The organism is Ramlibacter sp. WS9, assembly GCF_003797765.1.
GTDB lineage: Bacteria > Pseudomonadota > Gammaproteobacteria > Burkholderiales > Burkholderiaceae_C > Ramlibacter.
The window spans coordinates 62,517-86,215 of the sequence record NZ_RKMB01000013.1; the positions used below are offsets into that span (position 1 = coordinate 62,517).

Below are 23,699 nucleotides of genomic sequence, written 5' to 3' on the forward strand. Positions count from 1 at the left end.
GACCGGCGCGCTTCAACCCAGCGCGTCGTTGACCGTCTCGTTGAACTCAGTGACGCTCATCGCCGCGCCGATCTCGCGCGGCAGCGCATCGCGCACCGAGAACACACCCAGGATCTTGCCCCCCGGCCCGACGATGGGAAGGTGGCGAAAGCCCCGTTCGATCATGATGACGACGGCATCGGACACCGCCGTTTCGGGCGACACGCATTGCGGGTTGTGCGTCATCACCGCCGAGACCTGTGTCTTCTCCGGGTTGAGCGCCTTCGCCAGCACCCGTGTCATCAGGTCGCGCTCAGTGACAATGCCGAGCAGTTTTTCGGGCGGCTCCATGATCAACACGCTGCCGCAGCTCGCGCGCGTCATCACGCACGCCGCTTCCCAGACACTGGCCGTGGGCCCCAGGCTGAGCACGTGCTTGTGGGACATGGACTGGAAGACGGTGCGTTCGGTCATGGTGCGACCCCTGTTGAGCGATGAAAGCCTTGCAAAGAATGCGCCAACTAGTGCGCCGCTAGCGCAGCGACGCGTTGATTTTGTCGAGAGCGGGCCCACCCGGGCACAGCTGCGCGGCTTCCAGTGTGTTGAGTGGCGCCGCACTGGTGTTCAGTGCCATGTGCAGGTCGGTCGCGAGTGGATCCACGTACAGCAAGCCGGTCACGATTTCGCCCCGTGCCTGATGCTGCTGCATGTACGCCATGGCGCTGTAACGATTCGTCGCGTCGTAGTCCGCGTGCAGGCTGCGCAGGCGCAGCAGCGAGCCATCGTGCTGCCGCACGTCGACAACTTCACCCGGCGCAGCTTGGACAGTGATCTCATCGCGGTGAGCGATGAAGTCGATGCGGCTCACCGCTTCGTTGTGCTCGCGCACATAGTCGTAACTCTTGGTGCTGCCCGGGTGGTTGTTGAACGCCACGCAAGGGCTGATCACGTCGATGAAAGCCGCGCCGCCATGCGAGATCGCGCCCTTGATGAGCGGCACCAGCTGCTCCTTGTTGCCCGAGAAGGCACGGCCCACGTAAGTCGCGCCCAGCTCCAGCGCCATGGCCACCAGGTCGACCGGGCTGTCGCTGTTGATCACGCCCTTCTTGCTCTTGGAGCCGCTGTCGGCCGTGGCCGAGAACTGGCCCTTGGTCAGCCCGTAGACGCCGTTGTTCTCGACGATGTAGGCCATGCGCACGCCGCGCCGCATCGCATGCGCGAACTGGCCCAAGCCGATGGACGCCGAGTCGCCATCGCCCGAAACGCCCAGGTAGAGCAGATCCCGGTTCGCCAGATTGGCGCCCGTCAGCACCGAAGGCATGCGCCCGTGCACCGTGTTGAAGCCGTGCGAGGCACCAAGAAAATAATCCGGCGTCTTGGAGCTGCACCCGATGCCCGACAGCTTGGCCACGCGGTGCGGCTCGATGTCCAGCTCCCAGCAAGCCTGGATGATCGCGGCGGAGATCGAGTCGTGCCCGCAGCCCGCGCACAGCGTCGAAATCTTGCCTTCGTAGTCGCGCCGGGTGTAGCCGACCTTGTTGGTTTCCAGCGTCGGGTGGCGAAGGCGCGGTTTGGCGATGTAGGTCATGGTTGGGCCTCCTGCACCCGTGCCGCCACCTCAGCCCGCCCCCGGGAGGGTTGGGAGGAAGCGTGCTTGATGATCGCGTTGATGATGAATCGCGCGGTGATGGGCGTGCCGTCATAGTGCAGAACCTTGACCAGCTTGTTCGGGTCCACGTCGAGTTCGTTGACCAGCAGGCTGCGCATCTGGGCGTCGCGGTTCTGTTCCACCACGAACACTTCGTCGTGGTCGGCGATGAACTGCGCCACCGTGGCCGGGAATGGGAAGGCCCGCAAGCGCAGGGCGTCCAGGTGAATATCCTCTTCCGGCAGCACGTCCAGTGCTTCCTGCATCGCCGGGCTCGTCGACCCGAAGTAGATGACGCCCTGCCGCGTTTTGCGCGCGGCGGGCCGCAACACGGGCTGCGGCACCAGCGTCGCCGCGGTCGCGAACTTCTTGAGCAGGCGCTCGACGTTGTAGATGTAGTCCGGCCCGCGCTCGCTGTAGCGCGCGTACGGGTCGCGCGTGGTGCCGCGCGTGAAGTAGCTGCCTTTGGTCGGGTGCGTGCCCGGCAGCGTGCGCCAGGGGATGCCGTCACCATCCACGTCCTTGTAGCGGCCGAAGTCCTTGCCGGCCTCCAGTTCCTCGGCCGTCATCACCTTGCCCCGGTCGTAGAAACGGCTGTCATTCCAGGCGAAGGGCTTGCACAACCGCTGGTTCATGCCGATGTCCAGGTCGGTCATCACGAACACCGGCGTCTGCAAACGGTCGGCCAGGTCCAGCGCGCAGGCCGCATGCTCGAAGCACTCGTGCGGGTCTTCCGGCAGCAGCAGCACGTGCTTGGTGTCGCCGTGCGAGGCATAGGCGCACGACAGGATGTCGGCCTGCTGTGTGCGCGTGGGCATGCCGGTAGAGGGCCCGCCGCGCTGCACGTTGATGATGGTCACCGGGATCTCGGCGAAGTAGGCCAGGCCGATGAATTCCGTCATCAACGACACACCCGGGCCGGATGTCGCCGTGAAAGCCCGTGCGCCGTTCCAGCCCGCGCCCACCACCATGCCGATCGAGGCGATCTCGTCCTCGGCCTGCACGATGGCGAACTTGTTCTGCCCGGTGGCCGGGTCCACACGGAATTTGCCGCAATACTTCTGGAACGCCTCGGCAACCGACGATGACGGCGTGATCGGGTACCAGGCTGCGACCGTCGCGCCGCCGTACACGCAGCCCAGCGCCGCCGCGGCATTGCCGTCCACGAAGATATGGTCGCCCACCTTGTCGGCACGTTTCACGCGAATGCCCAGCGGGCCCTGCAGGTGCTCCTTGGCGAAGTCGCGGCCCAGGTGCAGAGCCTGAACGTTGGAGGCCAGCAGCTTTTCCTTGCCCTTGTACTGCTCGCCGAACAGCTTCTCGATGACCTCGGGTTCGATCTCCAGCAGCACCGACAACGCCCCGACATAGACGATGTTCTTGAACAGCTGGCGCTGGCGCGGGTCGCTATAGACCGCGTTGCAGATCTCGGTGAGCGGCATGCCGATCACCGTGATGTCGGGCCGGAACTTCGATGGCGGCAGCGGCCGCGTGCTGTCGTAGAAGAGGTAGCCGCCCGGCTCCAGCTCGGCCACGTCGGCGTCCCAGGTCTGCGGGTTCATCGCCACCATCATGTCGATGCCGCCGCGCCGGCCCTGGTAGCCGCGCTCGTTCACGCGCACCTCGTACCAGGTGGGCAGGCCCTGGATATTGCTGGGAAAGATGTTGCGTGGGCTGACAGGCACGCCCATGCGCAGGATGGACTTGGCGAACAGCTCGTTGGCGGACGCCGACCCCGAACCGTTCACGTTGGCGAACTTGATGACGAAATCGTTGACGGCTTCTATTCTGCTCATGCCACGGCCTCCTCGACCTTGCTGCGGCAGGCCGGCCCCGCCTGCGTGGTGTTGAGCAGGAATTTCTGCATGTCCCAAGCGCCGGTCGGGCAGCGTTCGGCGCACAAGCCGCAGTGCAGGCAGACGTCTTCGTCTTTCACCATGATCCGTCCCGTCTTGAGTCCACCCGACACATAAAGATCTTGCGCCAGGTTCAGCGCCGGCGCTTTCAGCCGCGTTCGCAAGTCGGCTTCTTCGCCGTCATTGGTGAAGGTGATGCAGTCCATCGGGCAGATGTCGACGCAGGCGTCGCACTCGATGCACGCGCTTTCCACGAACACCGTCTGAACATCGCAGTTCAGGCAGCGCCCCGCCTCCTTGATCGCCGTGGCGACGTCGAAGCCCAGTTCCACCTCCACCTTGATGCTCGCCAGAGCCTTCTCGGCCTTGGCCCATGGCACCTTGTAGCGCAGGTCGTTGCTGGTGTCGTTGTCGTAGCTCCACTCGTGGATGCCCATCTTCTGCGACATCAGGTTGGTCATCGGCGCCGGACGGACATGCGTTTCCTCGCCCTGCAGCAGCTTGTCGATCGACACCGCCGCTTCATGGCCATGCGCCACGGCGGTGATGATGTTCTTGGGCCCGAAGGCCGAGTCGCCGCCGAAGAAGACGTTGGGCACGCTCGATTGGAAGGTGTCCTTGGACAGCTTGGGCAGGCCCCACTCGTCGAAGGCGACGCCGCAATCGCGCTCGATCCACGGGAAGGCGTTTTCCTGGCCGACAGCGACCAGCACATCGTCGCACTCGAAGAAGGCGTCAGGCTCGCCGGTCGGTACCAGTTGGCGCTTGCCCTTGGCGTCGTACTCCGCCTTCACGATCTCGAAGGTCATGCCCTTGAGCTTGCCTCCCTCGTGCACGAACGCCTTGGGCACGTGGAAATTGACGATCGGGATGCCCTCGTGCATCGCGTCTTCCTTTTCCCAGGGCGACGCCTTCATCTCCTCGAAGCCGCTGCGCACGATCACCTTCACATCCTCGCCGCCGAGGCGGCGGGATGAACGGCAGCAGTCCATGGCCGTGTTGCCGCCGCCCAGCACGATCACCCGCTTGCCGATCTTGGTGACATGGCCGAACGAGACCGACGCCAGCCAGTCGATCCCGATGTGAATGTTGGCCGCCGCCTCGGCTCGGCCCGGCAGTTCGAGGTTGCGGCCACGGGGCGCGCCGCAGCCCACGAAAATGGCGTCGTAGCCCTCGGTCATCAGCGCCTTCATCGACTCGATGCGCTTGCCGCTGACGAAGTTCACGCCCAGGTTCAGGATGTAGCCAGTCTCCTCATCGATGACCGACTCCGGTAGCCGGAAGCGCGGAATCTGGCTCCACATGAAGCCGCCGGCCTTGGCCTCGCCGTCGAAAATGGTGACGTCGTAGCCCAGCGGTGCCAGGTCGCGCGCGACGGTCAGCGAGGCAGGGCCTGCGCCGACGCAGGCAATCCGCTTGCCGTTCTTGGGCCCGACCTTCGGCATGCGCCCGGCCACGTCGTCCTTCATGTCGGCCGCGACGCGCTTGAGCCGGCAGATCGCCACCGGCTCGGGCGCCCCCGTGTTGTTTTCTTCCACCCGGCTGCGGCGGCAGGCGGGCTCGCACGGCCGGTCGCAGGTGCGGCCCAGGATGCCCGGGAACACGTTGGACACCCAGTTGATCATGTAGGCGTCGCTGTAGCGGCCCTGCGCGATCAACCGTATGTATTCGGGAACGGGGGTGTGCGCCGGACAGGCGTACTGGCAATCAACGACCTTGTGAAAATAGGCCGGGTCGGCAATATCGGTTCGCTGCAACGCTGTCTCCTTGCCTTGCCCGCGTCGTCGCCCCCGGTCGGGGCTTGCGGGTCTGGGGGCATTGTTGCCCCATCGGCCAGTCTACGCTTGCGTCAACCCTTCAGGCTCTCGGGGGATTCCCCAGCCCCGCCGCTGCCGCGTCAGTTTCGCGTCAGCGGTCCAGTTCCAGCTGCGCGAAAGCGTTCACGACTTCAGGAGGGGCCTGGACCAGTTCGATCAGCACGCCCTCGCCACCCACCGGAGACTCTTCGTTACCTTTTGGATGCACGAAGCAGATGTCGAAACCCGACGCGCCCCGACGGATGCCGCCGGGTGCGAAGCGCATGCCGTTCGCGCTGAGCCATTCCACGGCGGCGGGCAGATCGTCGATCCACAGCCCGATGTGATTGAGCGGCGTCTGGTGGACCGCGGGCTTCTTTTCCGGGTCCAGCGGCTGCATCAGGTCCACTTCGACCTTGAAGGGCCCGCTGCCCAGCGTGCAGATGTCTTCGTCCACGTTCTCGCGGTCGCTCTTGAAGGTGCCGGTGACCTGCAGGCCGAACATGTCGACCCACAGCTTTTGAAGCCGCAGCTTGTCGGGCCCGCCGATGGCGATCTGCTGGATGCCCAGGACTTTGAAGGGGCGTGGGGTCATGTGCGAACCTCCAGTTCGTTGAATGCGATGAGCCGGCTGCGCGCCGGTGCCCCGGCGATGTCCTTGACGGCCAGGCGCAGCGCCTTTGCGTCCCAGTCGATCTCCACGGCGCCGTAGTGTTGCTCTTTGAAAAGGTCTCCAAGACGGTTCGGTCCCGCCTCCACGGCGTCGCGCCAGGGATGGGTGACGCCGCTGGATGTGAGCTCGTAGAACGGATAAGGCGTGCCGGCCTCTTCACGGTACAGCGCACCGATGTGCCTGTCCCCGGACAGGAAGACCACGCCCTGGGCTCGCGTGTGGGCAACCAGCTTGTAGAGGCGTTCGCGCTGCAGCGGGAAGTTGCCCCAGCGCTCCCAGCCGTGGCCTTCGGTCACGACCTGCACGCCGGAAACGATGAGCCGCACCTGCGCGGGTTCCCTCAACTGCGCTTCCAGCCAGCCCCACTGCGCTTCGCCGAGCATGGTCTTGTTCGCGTCGGTGTCCGGCACGAAGCGCTCCTTGCCCGGCGCATTGCGCTGGTCGGTCACCTTCCACGGCGACCGGAACCAGCGGGCATCCAGCAGGATGACCTGCACGCGCTGGCCCGGCGGGCCGAAAACCTGCGCGTGGTACAGGCCATCACGGCCGCGGCGCGGATCGTTGGCGGGGACCTTCCAGAACTCGAGGAATTCGGTCTTGGACTCGCCCTTGTAGGCGAACTCGGCGCCGCCGTCGTTGGACCCGTAGTCGTGGTCGTCCCAGATCGCCATATGGGGCACGGTGCGGCGAAGGCGCGCCATGCCGGGTTGCTCCACAGCCATGGCGTACGCGCGGCGCAGGTTGGCCAGCGAATACGGAACGGGACAGTAAACGTTGTCGCCGCCGAAGATAAACAGGTCCGGCTGGTCGGCCAATACCGTGTCCCAGATCGGCTGCTCGCGCTTGTTCTGGTCGATGCACGAGGCAAAGGCAATGCGGCGCAGCGGCGCAGCGTCGGCCGAGGCCGGCGCGATGGCGGGCCGCACCTTGGGCGCCGCGCAGCCTGCGAGCGCACCGACTGCACCGAGTGCAATGCCGCCGGCCAGCAGCTCACGTCTTTTCATCATCAGGTGAACTCCACGATGGGCTGGTCCACGACGAGGCTCTCGCCCTTGGCCGCCAGCACCTTGCCCACCACGCCGTCCGCCGCGGCGAACAATACGTTCTCCATCTTCATGGCTTCGATCACGGCGACACGTTCGCCCGCCTGCACCTTCTGGCCCGGCTGCACCGCCACTTCCACGAGCAGGCCCGGCATGGGGGACAGCACGTAGCGGCTCATGTCCGGGGGCGCCTTGTAGGGCATCAGCGCGTGCAGTTCCGCCGCGCGCGGCGTCAGCACCAAAGTGTCGAGCCGAGTGCCGTTGTGGATGACGCGGATCGCCAGCGGGTTCTTGCCCACGCCCCGTTCCACCTGCGCAGTGAAAGCCTGGCCGTTGGCCGTGCCGCGGATCCGGCCCGCCCCCAGGTGCCATCTGGGGCTGCAGATCTCATAGCGCTTGCCGGCTGTTTCCACGGCGCTGGAACCGGACTGGGCTTCGAAGTCGCGCACGCTCGCGGACTTGCGCTCGTGTTGGCCATCCGCGCCCAGCAGGACGACGACGAAGTCCTCGCCCACCGTGAACTGGTGTCCGGGCATCTGGCCGCTGATGCCGGCCGCGCGCTGCAAGGTGCGGCGGTTGACGTAGGCCGCCAGCGCCACCAGGAAGTCCGGGTCGTCATGGGGCACGTCCTCGGCGTGGAAGCCCTTGCCGTAGTGCTCGGCGATGAAGCCGGTGTTGAAATCACCGGCAACGAACTTCGGGTGCGCCAGCAGCGCGGCCTGGAAAGGGATGTTGCTGCTGATGCCGCGAATCACGAAGCCGTTGAGGGCTTCACGCATCTTGCCGATCGCCTCGTTGCGGTCCTTGCCGTGCACGATGAGCTTGGCGATCATCGAGTCGTAATACATCGGGATCTCGCCGCCGTCCTGCACGCCGGTGTCCACGCGCACGCCTTGCAGGTGCTCGGTGTCCGAAGCCCACATGCTTTCCTTCGGCGGCTGGAAGCGGACCAACCGGCCGGTGCTGGGCAGGAAGTTGCGGAACGGGTCCTCGGCGTTGATGCGGCATTCGATGGCCCAGCCGTTGCGCTGCACGTCCTTCTGGGCGATGGGGAGCTTCTCACCTGCCGCCACTCGAATCATCAGTTCGACAAGGTCCAGGCCCGTAATGCACTCCGTCACCGGGTGCTCCACCTGCAGGCGCGTGTTCATCTCCAGGAAATAGAAGCTCTGGTCCTTGCCGACCACGAACTCCACCGTGCCCGCGCTCTGGTACTTCACGGCCTTGGCCAGCGCCACGGCCTGCTCGCCCATGGCTTTGCGCGTCTCGTCGCTGATGAAGGGAGAAGGCGCTTCCTCGATCACCTTCTGGTGGCGGCGCTGGATGGAGCACTCGCGCTCGTTCAGGTAGATCACGTTGCCGTGCGAATCGCCCAGCACCTGGATCTCGATATGGCGCGGTTCCTCCACGAACTTCTCGATGAAGACGCGGTCGTCGCCGAAGCTGTTGCGCGCCTCGTTCTGGCACGCGGTGAAGCCTTCGAACGCTTCCTTGTCGTTGAAGGCAACGCGCAATCCCTTGCCGCCGCCGCCGGCCGAGGCCTTGATCATCACGGGGTAGCCGATGTCCTTCGCAATCTCCACGGCGCGCTCGGCCGATTGGATCGCGTCGTTCCAGCCCGGGATGGTGTTGACCTTGGCCTCGTTGGCCAGTTTCTTGGACGCGATCTTGTCGCCCATCGCCGCGATGGAGTAGTGCTTGGGCCCGATAAAGATGATGCCCTCTTCCTCGACTCGGCGCGCAAACGCCTCGTTCTCCGACAGGAAGCCGTAGCCGGGATGCACCGCCTGCGCACCGGTCTGCTTGCACGCGGCGATGATGCGGTCCGCCTGCAGGTAGGACTCGCGCGACGGCGCCGCGCCGATGTGCACCGCCTCATCGGCCAGCTCCACGTGGCGTGCGTCGCGGTCGGCATCGGAATAGACGGCCACCGTCTTGATGCCCATCTTCTTCGCGGTCTTGATGACGCGGCAGGCAATTTCGCCACGGTTGGCGATGAGGATTTTCGTGAACATGGTTGTCTTCTTTTCTAGAACTCGCGCCGCACAAACCCGAGCAGCACCGCGAAATACTCGCGCAGCCACGCGTTGTAGCGAACGTACAGAGGCGTCGGCGCCCCGGCCATGGAAACCTGCTGGTAGCCGGCGCTGCGTGCAATCCAGCCCGCGCGCAGCGTGTGGAAGTCGCTGGTGACCAGTTGCACCGGGCCTTGCAGCGTCAGCCCACGCTGCTCCAATAAAGGCTTGGTAAACAGCAGGTTCTCTTCAGTGCTCGTGCTTCGCTCTTCCTGCACGATGCGCTCCGCGCCGAGACCTGCGCTACGCAGGTAGTCGCCCATGATCGCGGCCTCGCTGCGGGTCTGCCCGAAGTCCACCCCGCCACTCACCACCACGATGGCCTGCGGATAGAGCGCCGCTTGCTTCAACGCCAGGTCGAGCCGGGCTGAGAGGACGGGTGAAGCTTTTCCATTGGGCGTGCCGGAGCCGAGCACGACGATGGCCGCGGGCGCCGGCGCACCGGTCGAGTCGCTTCCGGCGCGGGCCAATACAGACCAGAACATCACCACCGTCACGGCCCAGGCCGTCAACGCTGCCCACGCCCACCGCCACGCGATGCGGCGGCGCCGCCGCGCAGCCAGCCATTGCTGCATCGCAGTCCATCGCAGACCCAGGCCCAGCAGCGTCAAGCCCATCGCCAGCGGCAGCATCACACCCACGCTGAACACGCCGAGAGACATCAGGAAGATCGCGTCGGCGATCAGCAGCACGCCCGCGAAGAGGCAAGCCATCTTCTCCATCAGACGTGTCTTCACGGGGGCATCGCCGAAGGCGCTTCGGGGGTGGGCCATTTCTACAGGGGGATGTTCCCGTGCTTGCGCCACGGGTTCTCCAGCTTCTTGTCGCGCAGCATGATGAGCGAGCGGCAAATGCGCTTGCGCGTTTCATGCGGAAGGATCACATCGTCGATGAAGCCGCGGGCACCCGCCACGAACGGGTTGGCGAAGCGGGCCTTGTACTCGGCCTCTTTGGCGGCAAGTTTGGCCGGGTCGCCTTTGTCTTCACGGAAGATGATTTCCACCGCGCCCTTGGCGCCCATCACTGCGATCTCGGCGTTCGGCCAAGCAAAGTTCACGTCGCCGCGCAGGTGTTTGGAGCTCATCACGTCATACGCGCCGCCGTAAGCCTTGCGGGTGATGACGGTGATCTTCGGCACCGTGCACTCGGCGTACGCGTATAGCAGTTTGGCACCGTGCTTGATGATGCCGCCGTACTCCTGGCTGGTCCCCGGCATGAAGCCCGGGACGTCGACGAAGGTGATGACGGGGATGTTGAACGCATCGCAGAAGCGCACGAAGCGCGCGGCCTTGATCGAGCTCTTGATGTCCAGGCAGCCCGCCAGCACCAGCGGCTGGTTGGCGACGATGCCCACGGTCTGGCCTTCCATGCGGCCGAAGCCCACGATGATGTTCTTGGCGTACTCGGGCTGGATCTCGAAGAAGTCGCCGTCGTCCACCGTCTTGGCGATCAGCTCCTTCATGTCGTAGGGCTTGTTGGCGTTGTCCGGCACCAGCGTGTCCAACGACAGGTCCATGCGATCCGCCGGGTCCTTGCTGGGACGCACGGGCGCCTTCTCGCGGTTGTTGAGCGGAAGGTAGTTGTACAGGCGCCGCAGCATCAGCAGCGCCTCGACGTCGTTGTCGAACGCCAGGTCGGCCACGCCGCTGCGTGTGGTGTGCGAGATCGCGCCGCCCAGTTCTTCCGCCGTCACTTCCTCGTGCGTCACGGTCTTCACCACTTCCGGCCCCGTCACGAACATGTACGAGCTGTCCTTCACCATGAAGATGAAGTCGGTCATGGCGGGTGAATACACGGCGCCGCCCGCGCAAGGACCCATGATCATGCTGATCTGCGGCACCACGCCCGAGGCCATGACGTTCCGCTGGAAGACATCGGCGTACCCGCCCAGCGATGCCACGCCTTCCTGGATGCGCGCACCGCCCGAGTCGTTCAGGCCGATGACCGGTGCGCCGACTTTCATGGCCTGGTCCATCACCTTGCAGATCTTCTCGGCATGGGCTTCCGACAGCGCGCCGCCGAACACCGTGAAATCCTGGCTGAAGACGAAGACCAGGCGGCCGTTGATCATCCCGTAGCCCGTCACGACGCCGTCGCCTGGAACCTTGTTGTTCTCCATGCCGAAGTCGGTGCAGCGGTGTTCGACGAACATGTCCCATTCTTCGAAGGTGCCCTCGTCCAGCAGCAGTTCCAGGCGTTCGCGCGCCGTCAGTTTGCCCTTCTTGTGCTGGGCGTCGATGCGCTTTTGACCGCCGCCCAGGCGTGCCGCCGCGCGCTTCTTTTCAAGTTGGTCGAGGATGTCGTGCATTTGATGTTCTCCGTACCGTTCCTGTCATGCCGGACTTGATCCGGCATCCATGTGTTTGTGCATATCGAGCAGTTGCCTGGCGGCTGTCGACGACGCCAGCTTCCCCTGTTCGACCTGTTTCATCAACCCGGGCAGCAATTCGCGCACCTGCGGGTCGCTGCGAAAGTTCTGCCTCAGTCCGGCTTCGATCCGCTCCCACATCCAGGCCAGCGCCTGGTGCCGGCGCCGTGCGGCCAGTTGCCCATTCGAAGTTTGCAGTGTCTTGAACTTCTCGACCTCGTCCCAGAACCGGTCTACACCCTGGCCCAGCAGGGCACTCAGCTGGATGACGGTGGGATGCCAAATCTTCTGGTCATGATGCGCATGGCCCGGATGGCCGTGCTGCCCGAACAAACGCAGTGCACTCGTAATCTGCGCCTGCGCCCGAGTCGCCGCATCCGCATCCAGATCGGCCTTGTTGATCACCACCAGGTCCGCCAGCTCCATCACGCCCTTCTTGATCGCCTGCAAATCGTCGCCCGCATTGGGCAGTTGCATCAGCGCGAACATGTCGGTCATGCCGGCCACGGCGGTTTCGCTCTGGCCCACTCCCACGGTTTCGACGATGACGATGTCGTAGCCCGCCGCCTCGCACACCAGCATGGCCTCACGCGTCTTCTCGGCCACGCCACCCAGCGTCCCGCTGGAGGGGCTGGGCCGGATGTAGGCCATCTCGTGCACCGAGAGCTTCTCCATGCGCGTCTTGTCGCCCAGGATGGAACCGCCGGACACCGTGCTCGAGGGATCGATGGTGAGCACCGCGACGCGATGGCCCTTTGCGATGAGATACAAGCCCAGCGCTTCGATGAACGTGCTCTTGCCCACGCCCGGAACGCCGCTGATGCCGAGCCGGAAAGACTTGCCGGCGTGCGGGAGGATCGCGGTGAGCAACTCATCGGCGCGCAGCCGGTGGTCGGCCCGCGTGGACTCCAGCAACGTGATGGCCTTGGCGATGGCTCGGCGTTGCGCCGCGCCTGGCGAACCCAGCACTTGTTCGGCCAGGTTCATCACGACGGGACCCTCTGGCCAGCAATCAGGCCCGCCAACCGCTGCGCCCACAACGGATACAACGCCGCGCCGGGATGGAAGCCGTCGGCCGCCACGAATCCGTCATCCGCCGGCCAGTCGACAGGGCAATAGCCCAGGCGCTCCTGCTCGGTCCAACGCTGGCCGGCCCGGTCGAGCCACATGGCATACCGGCCCAGGTACCAGCGCAGCGGCTGGGGAATCGCCGGGAAGAGATGCATCGGAGGAACGCCGCAGACCACCAGCCGTTGCGCGCCCGTGCGCTGCTGCAGGTCTGCCCAGAGCAGCGAAAGCCCCTGCGCAAAACGCGAGGCCGTCGTCTGCGAACTCACATCGTTGACGCCGAGCACGGTCACAACCACGTCCGCCGCCTGCAGGTTCGCCTGCGCGGCCAGTGCCCTGCATTCCGCGGTATTGATACCCGACTGCGCAACCAGTTGCCAGCCGATAGCGCCGCGCAACGCGTCGGAAAGCGCGTGTGCAAGCTGCATGGTGAGTGCCTGCGTCTGGTCCGTCACGCCCACACCCGCGGCCGCGGAATCTCCGACCACGAGCACGCGCAAGACCGTCTCGCCCTCGCCCACCTGGCCCTGCCGCGGCCCCGCGGCCTCGGGCAAACGCAGCGCCGTGCGCCGCAGCCAACGGGCCTGCGGCAACAGCACCGGGCCGAGCGCGATTTTCGCGGCGAAGATTCCGACGCTCATGCGCCCTCACCCCGGCCCTCTCCCAGAGGGAGAGGGTGAAAGAAGCGCTGCGCGAACCTCATTTGGCCGCCAGCGCCTTCCGGATTTGTTCGAGCACGTCCTTGGCGCTCGCGGGGATCGGCGTGCCAGGGCCGTAGATGCCTTTCACGCCGGCGTTGTAGAGGAACTCGTAGTCCTGCTGCGGCACCACGCCGCCGACGAAGACGATGATGTCGTCCGCGCCCTGCTTCTTCAGCTCTTCGATGATCGCGGGAACAAGCGTCTTGTGGCCCGCCGCCAGGGTGGACACACCGACAGCGTGCACGTCGTTTTCGATGGCTTGGCGCGCGCACTCTTCCGGCGTCTGGAACAAGGGGCCCATGTCCACGTCGAAACCCAGGTCGGCGAAGGCCGTGGCCACGACCTTCGCGCCGCGGTCATGGCCGTCCTGGCCCAGCTTCGAGATCATCACGCGCGGGCGGCGGCCCTGCTCCTCGGCAAAGCCCGCGATCTCGGACTTCAGTTTGTCCCAGCCCTCGGCCGAGTCGTAAGCAGCTGCATACACACCGGTCACCTTTTGCGTATCGGCGCGATGGCGCCCAAAAACTTTCTCCAATGCATCGGACACCTCACCCACCGTGGCGCGCAGGCGCACGGCCTGAATGCTCAGGTCGAGCAGGTTGCCCGCGGCGCCTTGAGCGTCGCTTCCTGATGCTCCCTTCTCGGCCGCCGCCGTCAGCGCGTCCAGCGCGGCCTGCACCTTCGCCGCATCACGCTTGGTCCGGATGGACTTCAGCCGCGCGATCTGCTGGTCACGCACCATGACATTGTCGACCTCCAGGATGTCATGCTTGTCTTCCTTGTCCAGCCGGTACTTGTTGACGCCCACGATCACGTCGCGGCCCGAGTCGATGCGCGCCTGCTTCTCGGCGGCTGCCGCCTCGATCTTCAACTTGGCCCAACCGGAGTCGACGGCGCGCACCATGCCGCCCATGGCTTCCACTTCCTCGATGATCTTCCAGGCCGCGTCGGCCATGTCTTGCGTCAGCTTCTCCATCATGTAGCTGCCGGCCCAGGGGTCGATCACGTTGGTGATGTGGGTTTCTTCCTGGATGATCAGCTGGGTGTTGCGAGCGATGCGCGAGGAAAAAGCCGTTGGCAGCGCGATGGCCTCGTCCAGGGAATTGGTGTGCAGCGACTGCGTGCCGCCGAACACCGCCGCCATGGCCTCGATGGTGGTGCGCACCACGTTGTTGTACGGGTCCTGCTCGGTCAGCGACCAACCCGAGGTCTGGCAATGCGTGCGCAACATCAGGCTCTTCGGGCTCTTGGCGTTGAAGCCCTTCATGATCCGGCACCACAGCAAGCGCGCGGCGCGCATCTTGGCCACTTCCAGGTAGAAGTTCATGCCGATCGCCCAGAAGAACGAGAGCCGGCCGGCGAACTCGTCCACATCCAGGCCCTTGGCCAGCGCCGTCTTCACGTACTCTTTGCCGTCCGCCAGGGTGAAGGCCAGTTCCAGCGCCTGGTTTGCGCCCGCCTCTTGCATGTGATAGCCCGAGATCGAAATCGAGTTGAACTTCGGCATGTTCTTCGCCGTGTACTCGATGATGTCGCCGATGATCCGCATGCTCGGTTTGGGCGGGTAGATGTACGTGTTGCGGACCATGAACTCCTTGAGGATGTCGTTCTGGATGGTCCCGCTCAATTTGTCCTGCGACACGCCCTGCTCTTCGGCCGCGACGACGTAGCCCGCCAGCACCGGCAGCACGGCGCCGTTCATGGTCATGGAGACCGAGACCTTGTCGAGCGGGATGCCGTCGAACAGGATCTTCATGTCCTCCACGGAGTCAATCGCGACACCGGCCTTGCCGACGTCGCCGGTCACGCGCGGGTGGTCGCTGTCGTAGCCGCGGTGCGTGGCCAGGTCGAACGCCACCGACACGCCCTGCCCGCCGCCCGCCAGGCCCTTGCGATAGAAGGCATTCGATTCCTCGGCCGTTGAGAAGCCCGCGTACTGCCGGATGGTCCACGGACGGGCCGCGTACATCGTCGCCTGCGGGCCGCGCAGGTACGGCTCGAAGCCGGGCAAGGTATCCGTGTAGGCCAAGCCCTCGACGTCGCGCGCCGTGTACAACGGCTTCACTTCGATGCCATCGGGCGTGACCCAGCTCAGGCGATTGAGGTCACCGCCCGGCGCTGACTTGGCGGCGGCCAGCGCCCAGGCTTCGAGATTGGTAGGCGCGAATTCGGGGTCGGGCTGGCTCATGGGTCGGTTCCGGTTGGTCGCGGCTTGGCAAGTATCAAGGGCCACGGTTCAAGTGCAACTGTGCGCGTTTACCCGTATCTTACATCATTCATAATTATTGATAAAGAATTGAGTTACCCCTAAAATCACTGCCATGGCCGCTGCCGTCTCACTCGCCCCCCGCGCCCTCTACCAGGAGGTTGCCGAACTGCTGCGCCAGCGCATCTTCAAGCGCGAGCTGGAGCCCGGCAGCTGGATCGACGAGATGAAGCTCGCCGAGGAATACGGCATCAGCCGCACCCCGCTGCGCGAGGCGCTCAAGGTGCTGGCGGCGGAAGGCCTGGTCACGATGAAAGTGCGCCGTGGCGCCTATGTGACCGAGGTATCGGAGAAAGACCTGACCGATGTCTACCACCTGCTTTCACTGCTGGAAAGCGACGCTGCCGGCGTGGTGGCCGAGCGCGCCACGGACGCAGAGATCGCTGACCTGCAGGCACTCCACAAGCAGCTCGAAGCCGCCGCCGGCAACCGCGACAAGTTCTTCACCATCAACGAGCGCTTCCACATGCGCCTGCTGGAGATCGCGGGCAATCGCTGGCGCGATCAGATGGTGGCGGACCTGCGCAAAGTGATGAAGCTCAATCGCCACAACTCGCTGCTCAAGTCAGGGCGAGTGAAGGAGTCGATGCTGGAGCACCGGGCCATCATGGAGGCGCTGGCGCACCGCGACGCAAAGGGCGCCGTGCGCAGGATGCAGGAGCACTTCAGCAACGGGCTCGAAGCGGCGGCATAGCCCGTGACGCGAGTCGGCCAAGGCGGCCGACCCGAGAAGGCTCAGGGCAACACGGCCGTCGCCTCGATCTCCACCTTCGCGCGGTCTTCGATCAGCGCCTTCACTTCCACGGCCGTCATCGCTGCGTTATAGGAGCCGATGATTTCGCGAAACGCCTGGCCAATTTCCCTGGCAGCGGCCATGTACTCGCGCTTGTCGGTCACGTACCACGTCATGCGCACGATGTGTTCCGGCTTGCCGCCGGCTTCGCGCAGCACGTCCGCGATGTTCTGCAACGCCTGGCGGGCCTGCGCCGCGAAATCGTCGGTGTGGAACTGCCCCTGCGAATCCCATCCGATCATGCCGGCGATGAACAGCATGCGGCCGCTGGCGACGACGCCGTTCGAATAGCCCTTGGGGCGCGGCCATCCGGCCGGGAGGATCACTTCACTGGTCATGCCTTCATTTCCTTGAGTAGTTCGCGCCCGATGATGAGCTGTTGCACTTCCGTCGCGCCTTCGTAAATTCTGAGAGAGCGGATCTCGCGATACAGCCGCTCGACCGTTTCGCCGCTCACCACGCCCTGCCCGCCGAACATCTGCACGGCGGCGTCGATGACTTGCTGCGCGCCTTCGGTGGCGGTGAGCTTGGCCATCGCCGCTTCCTTCGTCACGCTCTTTCCCTGGTCGCGCTGCCACGCAGCGCGGTAGATCAGCAGTGCCGAACTGTCGATCGTGGTCGCCATCTGCGCCAGCTTGGCCTGCGTGAGCTGGAAGTCCGCCAGCACCTGATTGAACATCTTGCGCGTGGTGGCGCGCTGCAGCGCTTCGTCCATCGCCCGTCGCGCGAAGCCGAGCGCGGCGCCGGCGACCGACGTGCGGAACACATCCAGCGTGCGCATCGCCACCTTGAAGCCCTCGCCCGCCTCGCCCACGCGTTGGGTCAGGGGCACGCGGCAGTCGGTGAAGCGCAGGCGCGCCAGCGGGTGCGGCGCGATCACGTCGATGCGCTCGGCGATCTCGAAGCCCGGCGTGCCGGCATCGACGATGAACGCGGAGATGCCGCGCGCACCCGGTGCCTCACCGGTGCGGCAGAACACGACGTAGAAGTCGGCGATGCCGCCGTTGGAGATCCAGGTCTTTTCGCCGTTGAGGATGGCCACGTCGCCTTCCACGTGCGCGCTGCACTGCATCGCAGCGACGTCGGAGCCCGCATTCGGCTCCGACAGCGCGAAGGCCGCGATGGCCTCACCGCTAACCACGCGCGAAAGATAGCGCTCCTTCTGCTCCGGCGTGCCCTGCAAACTGATCGCACCCGAGCCCAGTCCTTGCATCGCGAAGGCGAAATCCGCCAGGCCGCTGTGCCGCGCCAGGGTTTCGCGGATCAGGCAGATCGCACGCGTGTCGATGGCGTCTGCCGCGCCGTATGGCTTGCCACCGACGGCGTGCTTGAGCCAGCCGGCCGCACCCAGCGAACGCACGAGAGTCCGGCATTCGGTATCGACGTCGGCACTGTGGTCGTGCGGCACATTCGCAGCAGCCCAGGCTTCCAGTTCGCGGGCCAGCGCGCGATGCCGCTCCTCGAAGAACGGCCAGGCCAGGTATTGGCTATCGCTCATGTTCAGCTCTCAGTTGCCCTCGAAACGTGGCTTGCTCTTCGCCACGAAGGCGTCGTAAGCGCGCGTGAAGTCCTCGGTCATCATGCAGATCGCCTGGGCTTGCGCCTCGGCTTCGATCGCCTGCTCGATGGTCATGGCCCATTCCTGGTGCAGCATGGTCTTGGTGATGCCATTGGCAAAAGTCGGGCCTTGCGCCAGGTCACGCGCCAGTGCCTGGGCTTCGGACAGCACGGTCTCGGGCGCGCACAGCCGGTTGAAAAATCCCCAGCGTTCGCCCTCCTCGCCGCCGAGCGAGCGCCCGGTGTAGAGCAGCTCACTGGCGCGGCCCTGGCCGATGATGCGCGGCAACATGGCGCAGGCGCCCATGTCGCAGCCCGCGAGGCCCACGCGGTTGAAGAGAAACGCCGTCTTGCTCCGCACAGTGCCCAGGCGCAAGTCAGAGGCCATCGCCACGATGGCACCGGCGCCGGCGCACACGCCGTCGATCGCGGCCACAATCGGTTGCGGGCAGGCCCGCATCGTCTTGACCAGGTCGCCGGTCATGCGGGTGAACATCAGCAGCTCGGGTGCCTTCAGCTTGACCAGCGGACCGATGATCTCGTGCACGTCGCCGCCGGAGCAGAAGTTGTCGCCGGCACCTACCACCACCACCGCATGCACGTCGGTCGCGTATTTCAGTTGGCCGAACAGGTCGCGCAATTCCGCATACGACTCGAACGTCAGCGGGTTCTTGCGCTCCGGCCGGTTGAGGGTGATGGTGGCGACCGCGTCCTTGACTTCCCAGAGGAAATGCGTGGCGCGGTAGCCGGCCAGCTGTTTGCGGTTGCCGGCCAAGAGGCCTGGGTCGATGCGGGAAGTGTCGTTCTCGTTCATGGGGTCTCCTTAAGCGGATGTCTCGTTCAGCACCACGTGCATGCGCAGCGCGCCCAACTGTTGGTGCAATTGCTGCACGGTCCTGGCATCCAGCCCGCCGAACAGCTCCAAAATCCATTGTTCATGTTCGCTCGCCATGGTCTCGAAGCCGCGGCGCCCCTGCGGCGTCAGGCGCACGATCCACGCGCGGCGGTCGGTCGGGCAGCTTTCGCGCGCGACCAATCCTTCGCGCTCCAGGTCGTCGGTCAACGTGGTGACGTTGCCGCCGGTCACCATCAGGTGCCGCGACAACTCGCTCATCTTGAGCCCTTCGGCATGCCGGTGCAGCTGGGCGAGGTAGTCGAAGCGCCCCAGCGAGATACCGAAGCGTTCGCGCAGGCGGCCGCGGATTTCGGCCTCGATCTCGGTCACGCAGGACAGCATGCGCAGCCACAGCTTCAGTGTCGCGTGGTCCGCGCCTTGCGCCCTGGCCTCGTGCCCGAGTTCGTGAGCCGCGTCGAGCGCGCGGTAGGAGGCGTCAAGTAACGAGCCTTTCATCAAACCCCCAACGCGCGGTTGGCCTGCTCGATGGCCGACAGGCCGCCGGCTTGCGCTGCTATGCTGCGCTCGCGCTCGAGGTTGCGTTCGAGCTGCGTCTTGGCCGATCGGTATTGCTTCGGCCATGCCACGTCCAGGTAGCCGATCTTGGCGGCTTCGAGCAGTGTCCACGACGGATTGGCCAGGTGCGGGCGCGCGATCGCGCACAGGTCGGCACGGCCGGCGGCGATGATGCTGTTGACGTGGTCGGCCTCGGAGATCGCGCCGACGGCGATGGTCGCAATACCGGCCTCGTTGCGGATACGGTCGGCAAACGGCGTCTGATACATACGGCCGTAGACCGGCTTCTGCTTCTTGCTCACCTGGCCGGACGAGCAATCGATCATGTCGGCGCCCGCGGCTTTGAAAGCCCGGGCGATCTCCACCGCGTCGTCGGGCGAAATGCCACCCTCGACCCAGTCGTGCGCCGAAATCCGCACTGACACCGGCAGCTGCTCGGGCCACACCGCCCGCATCGCATGGAACACCTCCAGCGGGTAGCGCAGACGATTCTCCAGCGAGCCGCCGTACTCGTCGGTGCGCAGATTGGTCAGCGGCGAGATGAAGCTGGACAAGAGGTAGCCGTGCGCGCAATGCAGTTCGAGCCAATCGAAGCCGGCCTCGGCGGCCAGGCGCGTGCTGTGGACGAAATCATTGCGCACGCGGTCCATGTCGGCGCGAGTCATCGCGCGCGACCAGTCGCTCACGCCGTCCAGGTACTGCTGCGGCGACGCGGAAATCAGCGCCCAGTTGTCCTGTGCGAGAGGTTGGTCCTCGCCTTCCCACGGCACACGGGTCGAACCCTTGGCGCCCGCATGCCCGAGCTGCATGGCGATCTTCGCGTCGCTGTTGACGTGCACGAAGTCGACGATCCGCTTCCAGCCATCGCGCTGCGCCTCGCTCCACAGGCCGGGGCAACCGGGTGTGATGCGGGCATCGGGCGTCGGGCAGGTCATCTCAGCCACTACCATGCCGGCACCACCCGTGGCGCGAGCGCCCAGGTGCACCAGGTGGTAGTCGGCCGGCAAGCCGTCGATGCAGGAGTACTGCGCCATAGGCGAAACCACGACGCGGTTCTTCAATGTGACGCCGCGCAGCGTGAAGGGCGTGAACATCGGCGGGATCGGAGACTGCGCCGGCGCGCGGTACGCGCCCGCCTTCTCGGCGATCCAGTCCTCGTAGCGCTCCACATAACCCTTGTCGCGCAGCCGCAGGTTCTCGTGGCTGATGCGCTGGCTGCGCGTGAGCAGCGAATAGGCGAACTGCTCCGGCGGCAGGTTCACGTAGCGCTTGACGTTCTCGAACCACTCCGTGGAGTTGCGGGCGGCGTTCTGGATCTTCAGCACCTCGATGCTGCGCACGGCCTCGTAGTCCTGCAGCGCGGCGCCCAGGTCACCGGGCCGCTTGCCGATGCAGCGCGCCAGCTCGATCGAGTCTTCCAGCGCCAGCTTGGTGCCCGAGCCGATGGAGAAATGCGCCGTATGCGCCGCGTCGCCCATCAGCACCACCGGTGTCATGCCGTCGGCGCCGCCGTTGTGCACCCAATGCTCGCAGACCACGCGCGGAAACTTGATCCACTGCGCGGAGCCGCGCAGGTGGCTGGCATTGGACATCAGCTTGTGGCCGTCCAGATACTTGGCAAACAGCTTCTCGCAGAATGCGATGGCGTCTTCCTTCTCCATCTTGTCCAGGCCGGCCTTCAGCCACACGTCTTCCGGCGCTTCGACGATGAAGGTGGAGGTTTCGGCATCGAACCGGTAGGCGTGCGCCTGAAACCAGCCGTGCTCGGTCTCTTCGAACGCGAAGGTGAAGGCCTCGAACAGCTTGTTCGTGCCCAGCCAGACGAACCGGCACTTGCGCATGTCGATGTCGGGCTGGTAACTCGCGGCATGCTGGGTGCGGATGCGGCTGTTCAGGCCATCGCTGGCGATGATGAGGTCGGCATCCGGATAGTCCGCGTCGCTTTGCGCGTCGGTCTCGAACACCAGCTTCACGCCCAGGTCCTCGCAGCGCCGCTGCAGGATGTTGAGCAGACGCTTGCGGCCGATGCCGCAAAAGCCATGGCCGCCCGAGACGATCTTGTGGCCGCGGATGTTGACCTCGATGTCGTCCCAATGGCTGAAGGCATCCAGGATCAGCGCCGCCGTGGGCGGGTCGGCCTGCTGCAGGTTGCCCAGCGTCTGGTCGGAGAACACCACGCCCCAGCCAAAGGTGTCGTATGGCCGGTTGCGCTCGACCACCGTGATCTCGTGCGACGGGTCCTGCTGCTTCATCAGCAGCGCGAAATAGAGGCCGGCGGGGCCGCCGCCGATGCAGACGATGTTCATGCGCGTTCTCCAGCTTGCATCGGATTTACTTTATTTCTAATTTGTTTAGAGTTAAAGTATTTTAGCGTCAGGCACCGTGGCAGTGCAAGCACCGATTCAGCGCATCAAGCGCCCACCGTTGAGATCCAGAGTGGTGCCGGTCACGAAGCTGGCGGCAAGCGGTCGCGGACTCAAAGCGCCGCCGCGCGCGTATCCACTGTCCTGTGCGCCAGCGCCATCACGTCGCGTGGATGCAACTCCTTGAGCTTGTGATCGCTCCAGACCTGACGCCAGCGGCGCGCCCCCGGCAGGCCGTTGCGCAAGCCCAGCATGTGGCGGGCAATCGAACTCCAGGGCGTACCGCGTTCCTTCTGTTCCCGAACCATGTACTCCGTCATCTGCTGCTCGACCGATTCGCGGGTAAGGCCAGCCTCGGGCTCCCCGTAGAACTGCGCGTCCCACTGCGAAAGCCACCAGGGGTTGTGATACGCCTCCCGGCCGACCATCACCCCATCGACCACCGCCAATTGCTCAGTCACCTGCTGAAGGGTCGTGATGCCGCCGTTCACGGCAAACAGCAGATCCGGAAAATCCTGCTTGAGGCGTCGCACCGTCTCGTAGCGCAACGGCGGGACCTCGCGGTTTTCCTTCGGCGACAGGCCCTTGAGCCAGGCATTGCGCGCATGAACGAGGAAAACCTTGCAACCCGCCTCGCTCACCGTGCCCACGAAGTCCCGCACGAACTCGTAGCTCTCGTCCTTGTCGATGCCGATGCGGTGCTTCACGGTCACGGGAACGTCGACCACATCCACCATCGCCTTGACGCAGTCGGCCACGAGCTTCGGCTCGGACATGAGGCAGGCGCCGAACGAGCCGCGCTGCACCCGCTCACTCGGGCAGCCGCAGTTGAGGTTGATCTCGTCGTAACCCCATTGCGCGCCCAGGCGGGCGCTGAAGGCGAGCTCATCCGCGTCGCTGCCACCGAGTTGCAACGCCACCGGATGTTCTTCCGCGCTGAAGTCGAGGTGGCGCGGCACATTGCCGTGCACCAAGGCGCCGGTCGTCACCATCTCGGTGTACAGCAGCGCGTGGCGGCTCAGCAGTCGATGGAAGTAGCGGCAATGGCGGTCGGTCCAGTCCATCATCGGTGCGACGCTCATGCGCCATCGTCCATCTTGTTGCTTCATAAAGCTCGACTCTGCCACTTTTCCAGAAGCCGCCTCCACTCCGCGGTCCGAGCACCCGCCGCTGTTCCAGCCGCGCCGGAGTTGCTCTTGACCAGCAGATCGACCGCGGCTTCCTGCTCGGGGCTCAGCACCTCCGGAAACAACGGCACCACGGTGACGATGCAATCGCCTGTTCTCCCTTCGCTGCCCCAGGGCAGGCCCGCGCCCTTGATGCGATAGCCCAAGGCGTCGCGCCGCAGCTTCATTTGCTGCAGTCCGCGCGGCGTGGGCACTTCGATCCATCGATTGGCCATCCAGGCAAAGCCGTCGACGGGCATGACGCAGTTCAGTGTCCCGTCGGCATCGGCCGTGAAGAGGTCGTGTGGATGCAACTCCACGCGCAGCCGCAGGGCCAGCGTGCGCTTGCGGCCCTGTACGCGCGCGCTGACGTCCAACATGTCGCCGGCACGGGCACCCGGTGCGACCTTGGCCCGGCAGGCGTACTTGATCGCGAGAGCCTTGCCGCTGGCACCACAGGCTGCGCATGCTGGACGCGTCGTGCCCTGCCCCTGGCACGCGCTGCATTCCACGGTCTGAGAGACCCACCCGAACCAGAGACCCTGCCGGATGAGGCCTGAGCCATCGCACTCCTTGCATTGGCTCGCATGGGGCTGCAACCCGGAACCTGCGCAGTCGCTGCAATCCTCGACCAGCTCGCCGCGCACTTCCTTCGTGCAGCCGGTGACCACCTCTTCGAGCGTGAGGTGCACAACGTGTTGCGCCGCAGGAGCGGCCGGCGTAGAGGTTTCGTCCGCGCCGGCCTCTGGGTTCTTGCGGGCCCTGCGAATCTCCTCCAGCGCGCGGTTGATGCGCTGGATATTGCGCAGCGCGTGGGGACTTTTGTTGCGATCGGGATGCCACTGCGCGGAGAGCCGGCGCCAGGCGGCCTTCACCTCTTCATCGGTCGAATCGGGGCGCAGACCGAGATCGTGGTAGGGGTCTTCGACGTGCATA

At 65.2% G+C, this 23,699-nt stretch carries 20 protein-coding genes; 1 reads left to right on the forward strand and 19 read right to left on the reverse strand.

The genetic code is table 11. The features are described from left to right. Positions 1-12: 12 nt before the first annotated feature. The 12 genes from EEB15_RS19180 to scpA all read right to left on the reverse strand — a co-directional run bounded on the left by EEB15_RS19180 (position 13) and on the right by scpA (position 15,395). Positions 13-453: a cyclic nucleotide-binding/CBS domain-containing protein gene (locus EEB15_RS19180; protein ID WP_141511487.1), complete on the reverse strand. Its 441-nt coding sequence runs from the start codon at positions 451-453 to the stop codon at positions 13-15. A 58-nt stretch (positions 454-511) separates the two neighbouring features. Then, positions 512-1,567, reverse strand: a complete 1,056-nt coding sequence (locus tag EEB15_RS19185; protein ID WP_141511488.1) for a 2-oxoacid:ferredoxin oxidoreductase subunit beta — start codon at positions 1,565-1,567, stop codon at positions 512-514. Beyond that, positions 1,564-3,423 carry a 2-oxoacid:acceptor oxidoreductase subunit alpha gene (locus EEB15_RS19190; protein ID WP_141511489.1) on the reverse strand — a complete coding sequence of 620 codons (1,860 nt, stop codon included), beginning with the start codon at positions 3,421-3,423 and terminating at the stop codon, positions 1,564-1,566. The genes EEB15_RS19185 and EEB15_RS19190 overlap by 4 nt, the downstream gene beginning before the upstream one ends. Then, a complete protein-coding gene (locus EEB15_RS19195; RefSeq protein WP_141511490.1) occupies positions 3,420-5,240 on the reverse strand; it encodes an FAD-dependent oxidoreductase in 1,821 nt (606 codons plus the stop codon). The genes EEB15_RS19190 and EEB15_RS19195 overlap by 4 nt, the downstream gene beginning before the upstream one ends. A 151-nt stretch (positions 5,241-5,391) precedes the next feature. Next, the gene (locus tag EEB15_RS19200) at positions 5,392-5,874 is read right to left on the reverse strand and encodes a VOC family protein (protein ID WP_141511491.1); all 483 of its coding nucleotides are present in this window, start codon (positions 5,872-5,874) and stop codon (positions 5,392-5,394) included. Beyond that, a complete protein-coding gene (locus EEB15_RS19205) occupies positions 5,871-6,959 on the reverse strand; it encodes an alkaline phosphatase D family protein (RefSeq protein ID WP_141511492.1) in 1,089 nt (362 codons plus the stop codon). Before EEB15_RS19205 ends, EEB15_RS19200 begins: the two co-directional genes overlap by 4 nt. Beyond that, positions 6,959-9,010 (reverse strand): acetyl-CoA carboxylase biotin carboxylase subunit, encoded by a 2,052-nt coding sequence (gene accC, locus EEB15_RS19210; protein WP_141511493.1) that lies wholly within the window; start codon positions 9,008-9,010, stop codon positions 6,959-6,961. Before accC ends, EEB15_RS19205 begins: the two co-directional genes overlap by 1 nt. Before the next feature lie 14 nt (positions 9,011-9,024). Next, on the reverse strand, positions 9,025-9,843 hold the full coding sequence (locus EEB15_RS19215; RefSeq protein WP_233259547.1) for a YdcF family protein: 819 nt from the start codon (positions 9,841-9,843) through the stop codon (positions 9,025-9,027). Positions 9,844-9,845: 2 nt separating this feature from the next. Then, positions 9,846-11,378 (reverse strand): acyl-CoA carboxylase subunit beta, encoded by a 1,533-nt coding sequence (locus EEB15_RS19220; RefSeq protein WP_141511494.1) that lies wholly within the window; start codon positions 11,376-11,378, stop codon positions 9,846-9,848. A 24-nt stretch (positions 11,379-11,402) separates the two neighbouring features. Beyond that, on the reverse strand, positions 11,403-12,425 hold the full coding sequence (gene meaB, locus EEB15_RS19225; protein WP_141511495.1) for a methylmalonyl Co-A mutase-associated GTPase MeaB: 1,023 nt from the start codon (positions 12,423-12,425) through the stop codon (positions 11,403-11,405). Beyond that, entirely contained in the window at positions 12,425-13,147 is a 723-nt protein-coding gene (locus EEB15_RS19230; protein WP_141511496.1) for an SGNH/GDSL hydrolase family protein, read from the reverse strand. Before EEB15_RS19230 ends, meaB begins: the two co-directional genes overlap by 1 nt. Before the next feature lie 58 nt (positions 13,148-13,205). Then, positions 13,206-15,395, reverse strand: a complete 2,190-nt coding sequence (gene scpA, locus EEB15_RS19235) for a methylmalonyl-CoA mutase (RefSeq protein ID WP_141511497.1) — start codon at positions 15,393-15,395, stop codon at positions 13,206-13,208. Positions 15,396-15,528: 133 nt separating this feature from the next. Between scpA and EEB15_RS19240 the strand changes: the two genes are divergently transcribed. After that, a complete protein-coding gene (locus EEB15_RS19240) occupies positions 15,529-16,167 on the forward strand; it encodes a GntR family transcriptional regulator (protein WP_141511498.1) in 639 nt (212 codons plus the stop codon). A 41-nt stretch (positions 16,168-16,208) separates the two neighbouring features. On the opposite strand, the gene EEB15_RS19245 is transcribed toward EEB15_RS19240, so the two are convergent. The 7 genes from EEB15_RS19245 to EEB15_RS19275 all read right to left on the reverse strand — a co-directional run bounded on the left by EEB15_RS19245 (position 16,209) and on the right by EEB15_RS19275 (position 23,698). Next, the gene (locus EEB15_RS19245; RefSeq protein WP_141511499.1) at positions 16,209-16,604 is read right to left on the reverse strand and encodes a RidA family protein; all 396 of its coding nucleotides are present in this window, start codon (positions 16,602-16,604) and stop codon (positions 16,209-16,211) included. Continuing rightward, positions 16,601-17,764 carry an acyl-CoA dehydrogenase family protein gene (locus EEB15_RS19250; RefSeq protein WP_141511500.1) on the reverse strand — a complete coding sequence of 388 codons (1,164 nt, stop codon included), beginning with the start codon at positions 17,762-17,764 and terminating at the stop codon, positions 16,601-16,603. The genes EEB15_RS19245 and EEB15_RS19250 overlap by 4 nt, the downstream gene beginning before the upstream one ends. A 9-nt stretch (positions 17,765-17,773) precedes the next feature. Continuing rightward, a complete protein-coding gene (locus tag EEB15_RS19255) occupies positions 17,774-18,637 on the reverse strand; it encodes an enoyl-CoA hydratase family protein (protein WP_141511501.1) in 864 nt (287 codons plus the stop codon). Between the two features lie 9 nt (positions 18,638-18,646). Continuing rightward, a complete protein-coding gene (locus EEB15_RS19260) occupies positions 18,647-19,174 on the reverse strand; it encodes a MarR family winged helix-turn-helix transcriptional regulator (RefSeq protein ID WP_141511502.1) in 528 nt (175 codons plus the stop codon). After that, on the reverse strand, positions 19,174-21,540 hold the full coding sequence (locus EEB15_RS19265) for a bifunctional salicylyl-CoA 5-hydroxylase/oxidoreductase (protein WP_141511503.1): 2,367 nt from the start codon (positions 21,538-21,540) through the stop codon (positions 19,174-19,176). The genes EEB15_RS19260 and EEB15_RS19265 overlap by 1 nt, the downstream gene beginning before the upstream one ends. 170 nt (positions 21,541-21,710) lie before the next feature. After that, positions 21,711-22,706 (reverse strand): tRNA dihydrouridine(20/20a) synthase DusA, encoded by a 996-nt coding sequence (dusA, locus tag EEB15_RS19270; RefSeq protein ID WP_141511504.1) that lies wholly within the window; start codon positions 22,704-22,706, stop codon positions 21,711-21,713. Next, complete coding sequence (locus tag EEB15_RS19275; protein ID WP_158290168.1) at positions 22,703-23,698, reverse strand: DnaJ domain-containing protein; 996 nt, start codon at positions 23,696-23,698, stop codon at positions 22,703-22,705. Before EEB15_RS19275 ends, dusA begins: the two co-directional genes overlap by 4 nt. Position 23,699 lies beyond the last annotated feature (1 nt).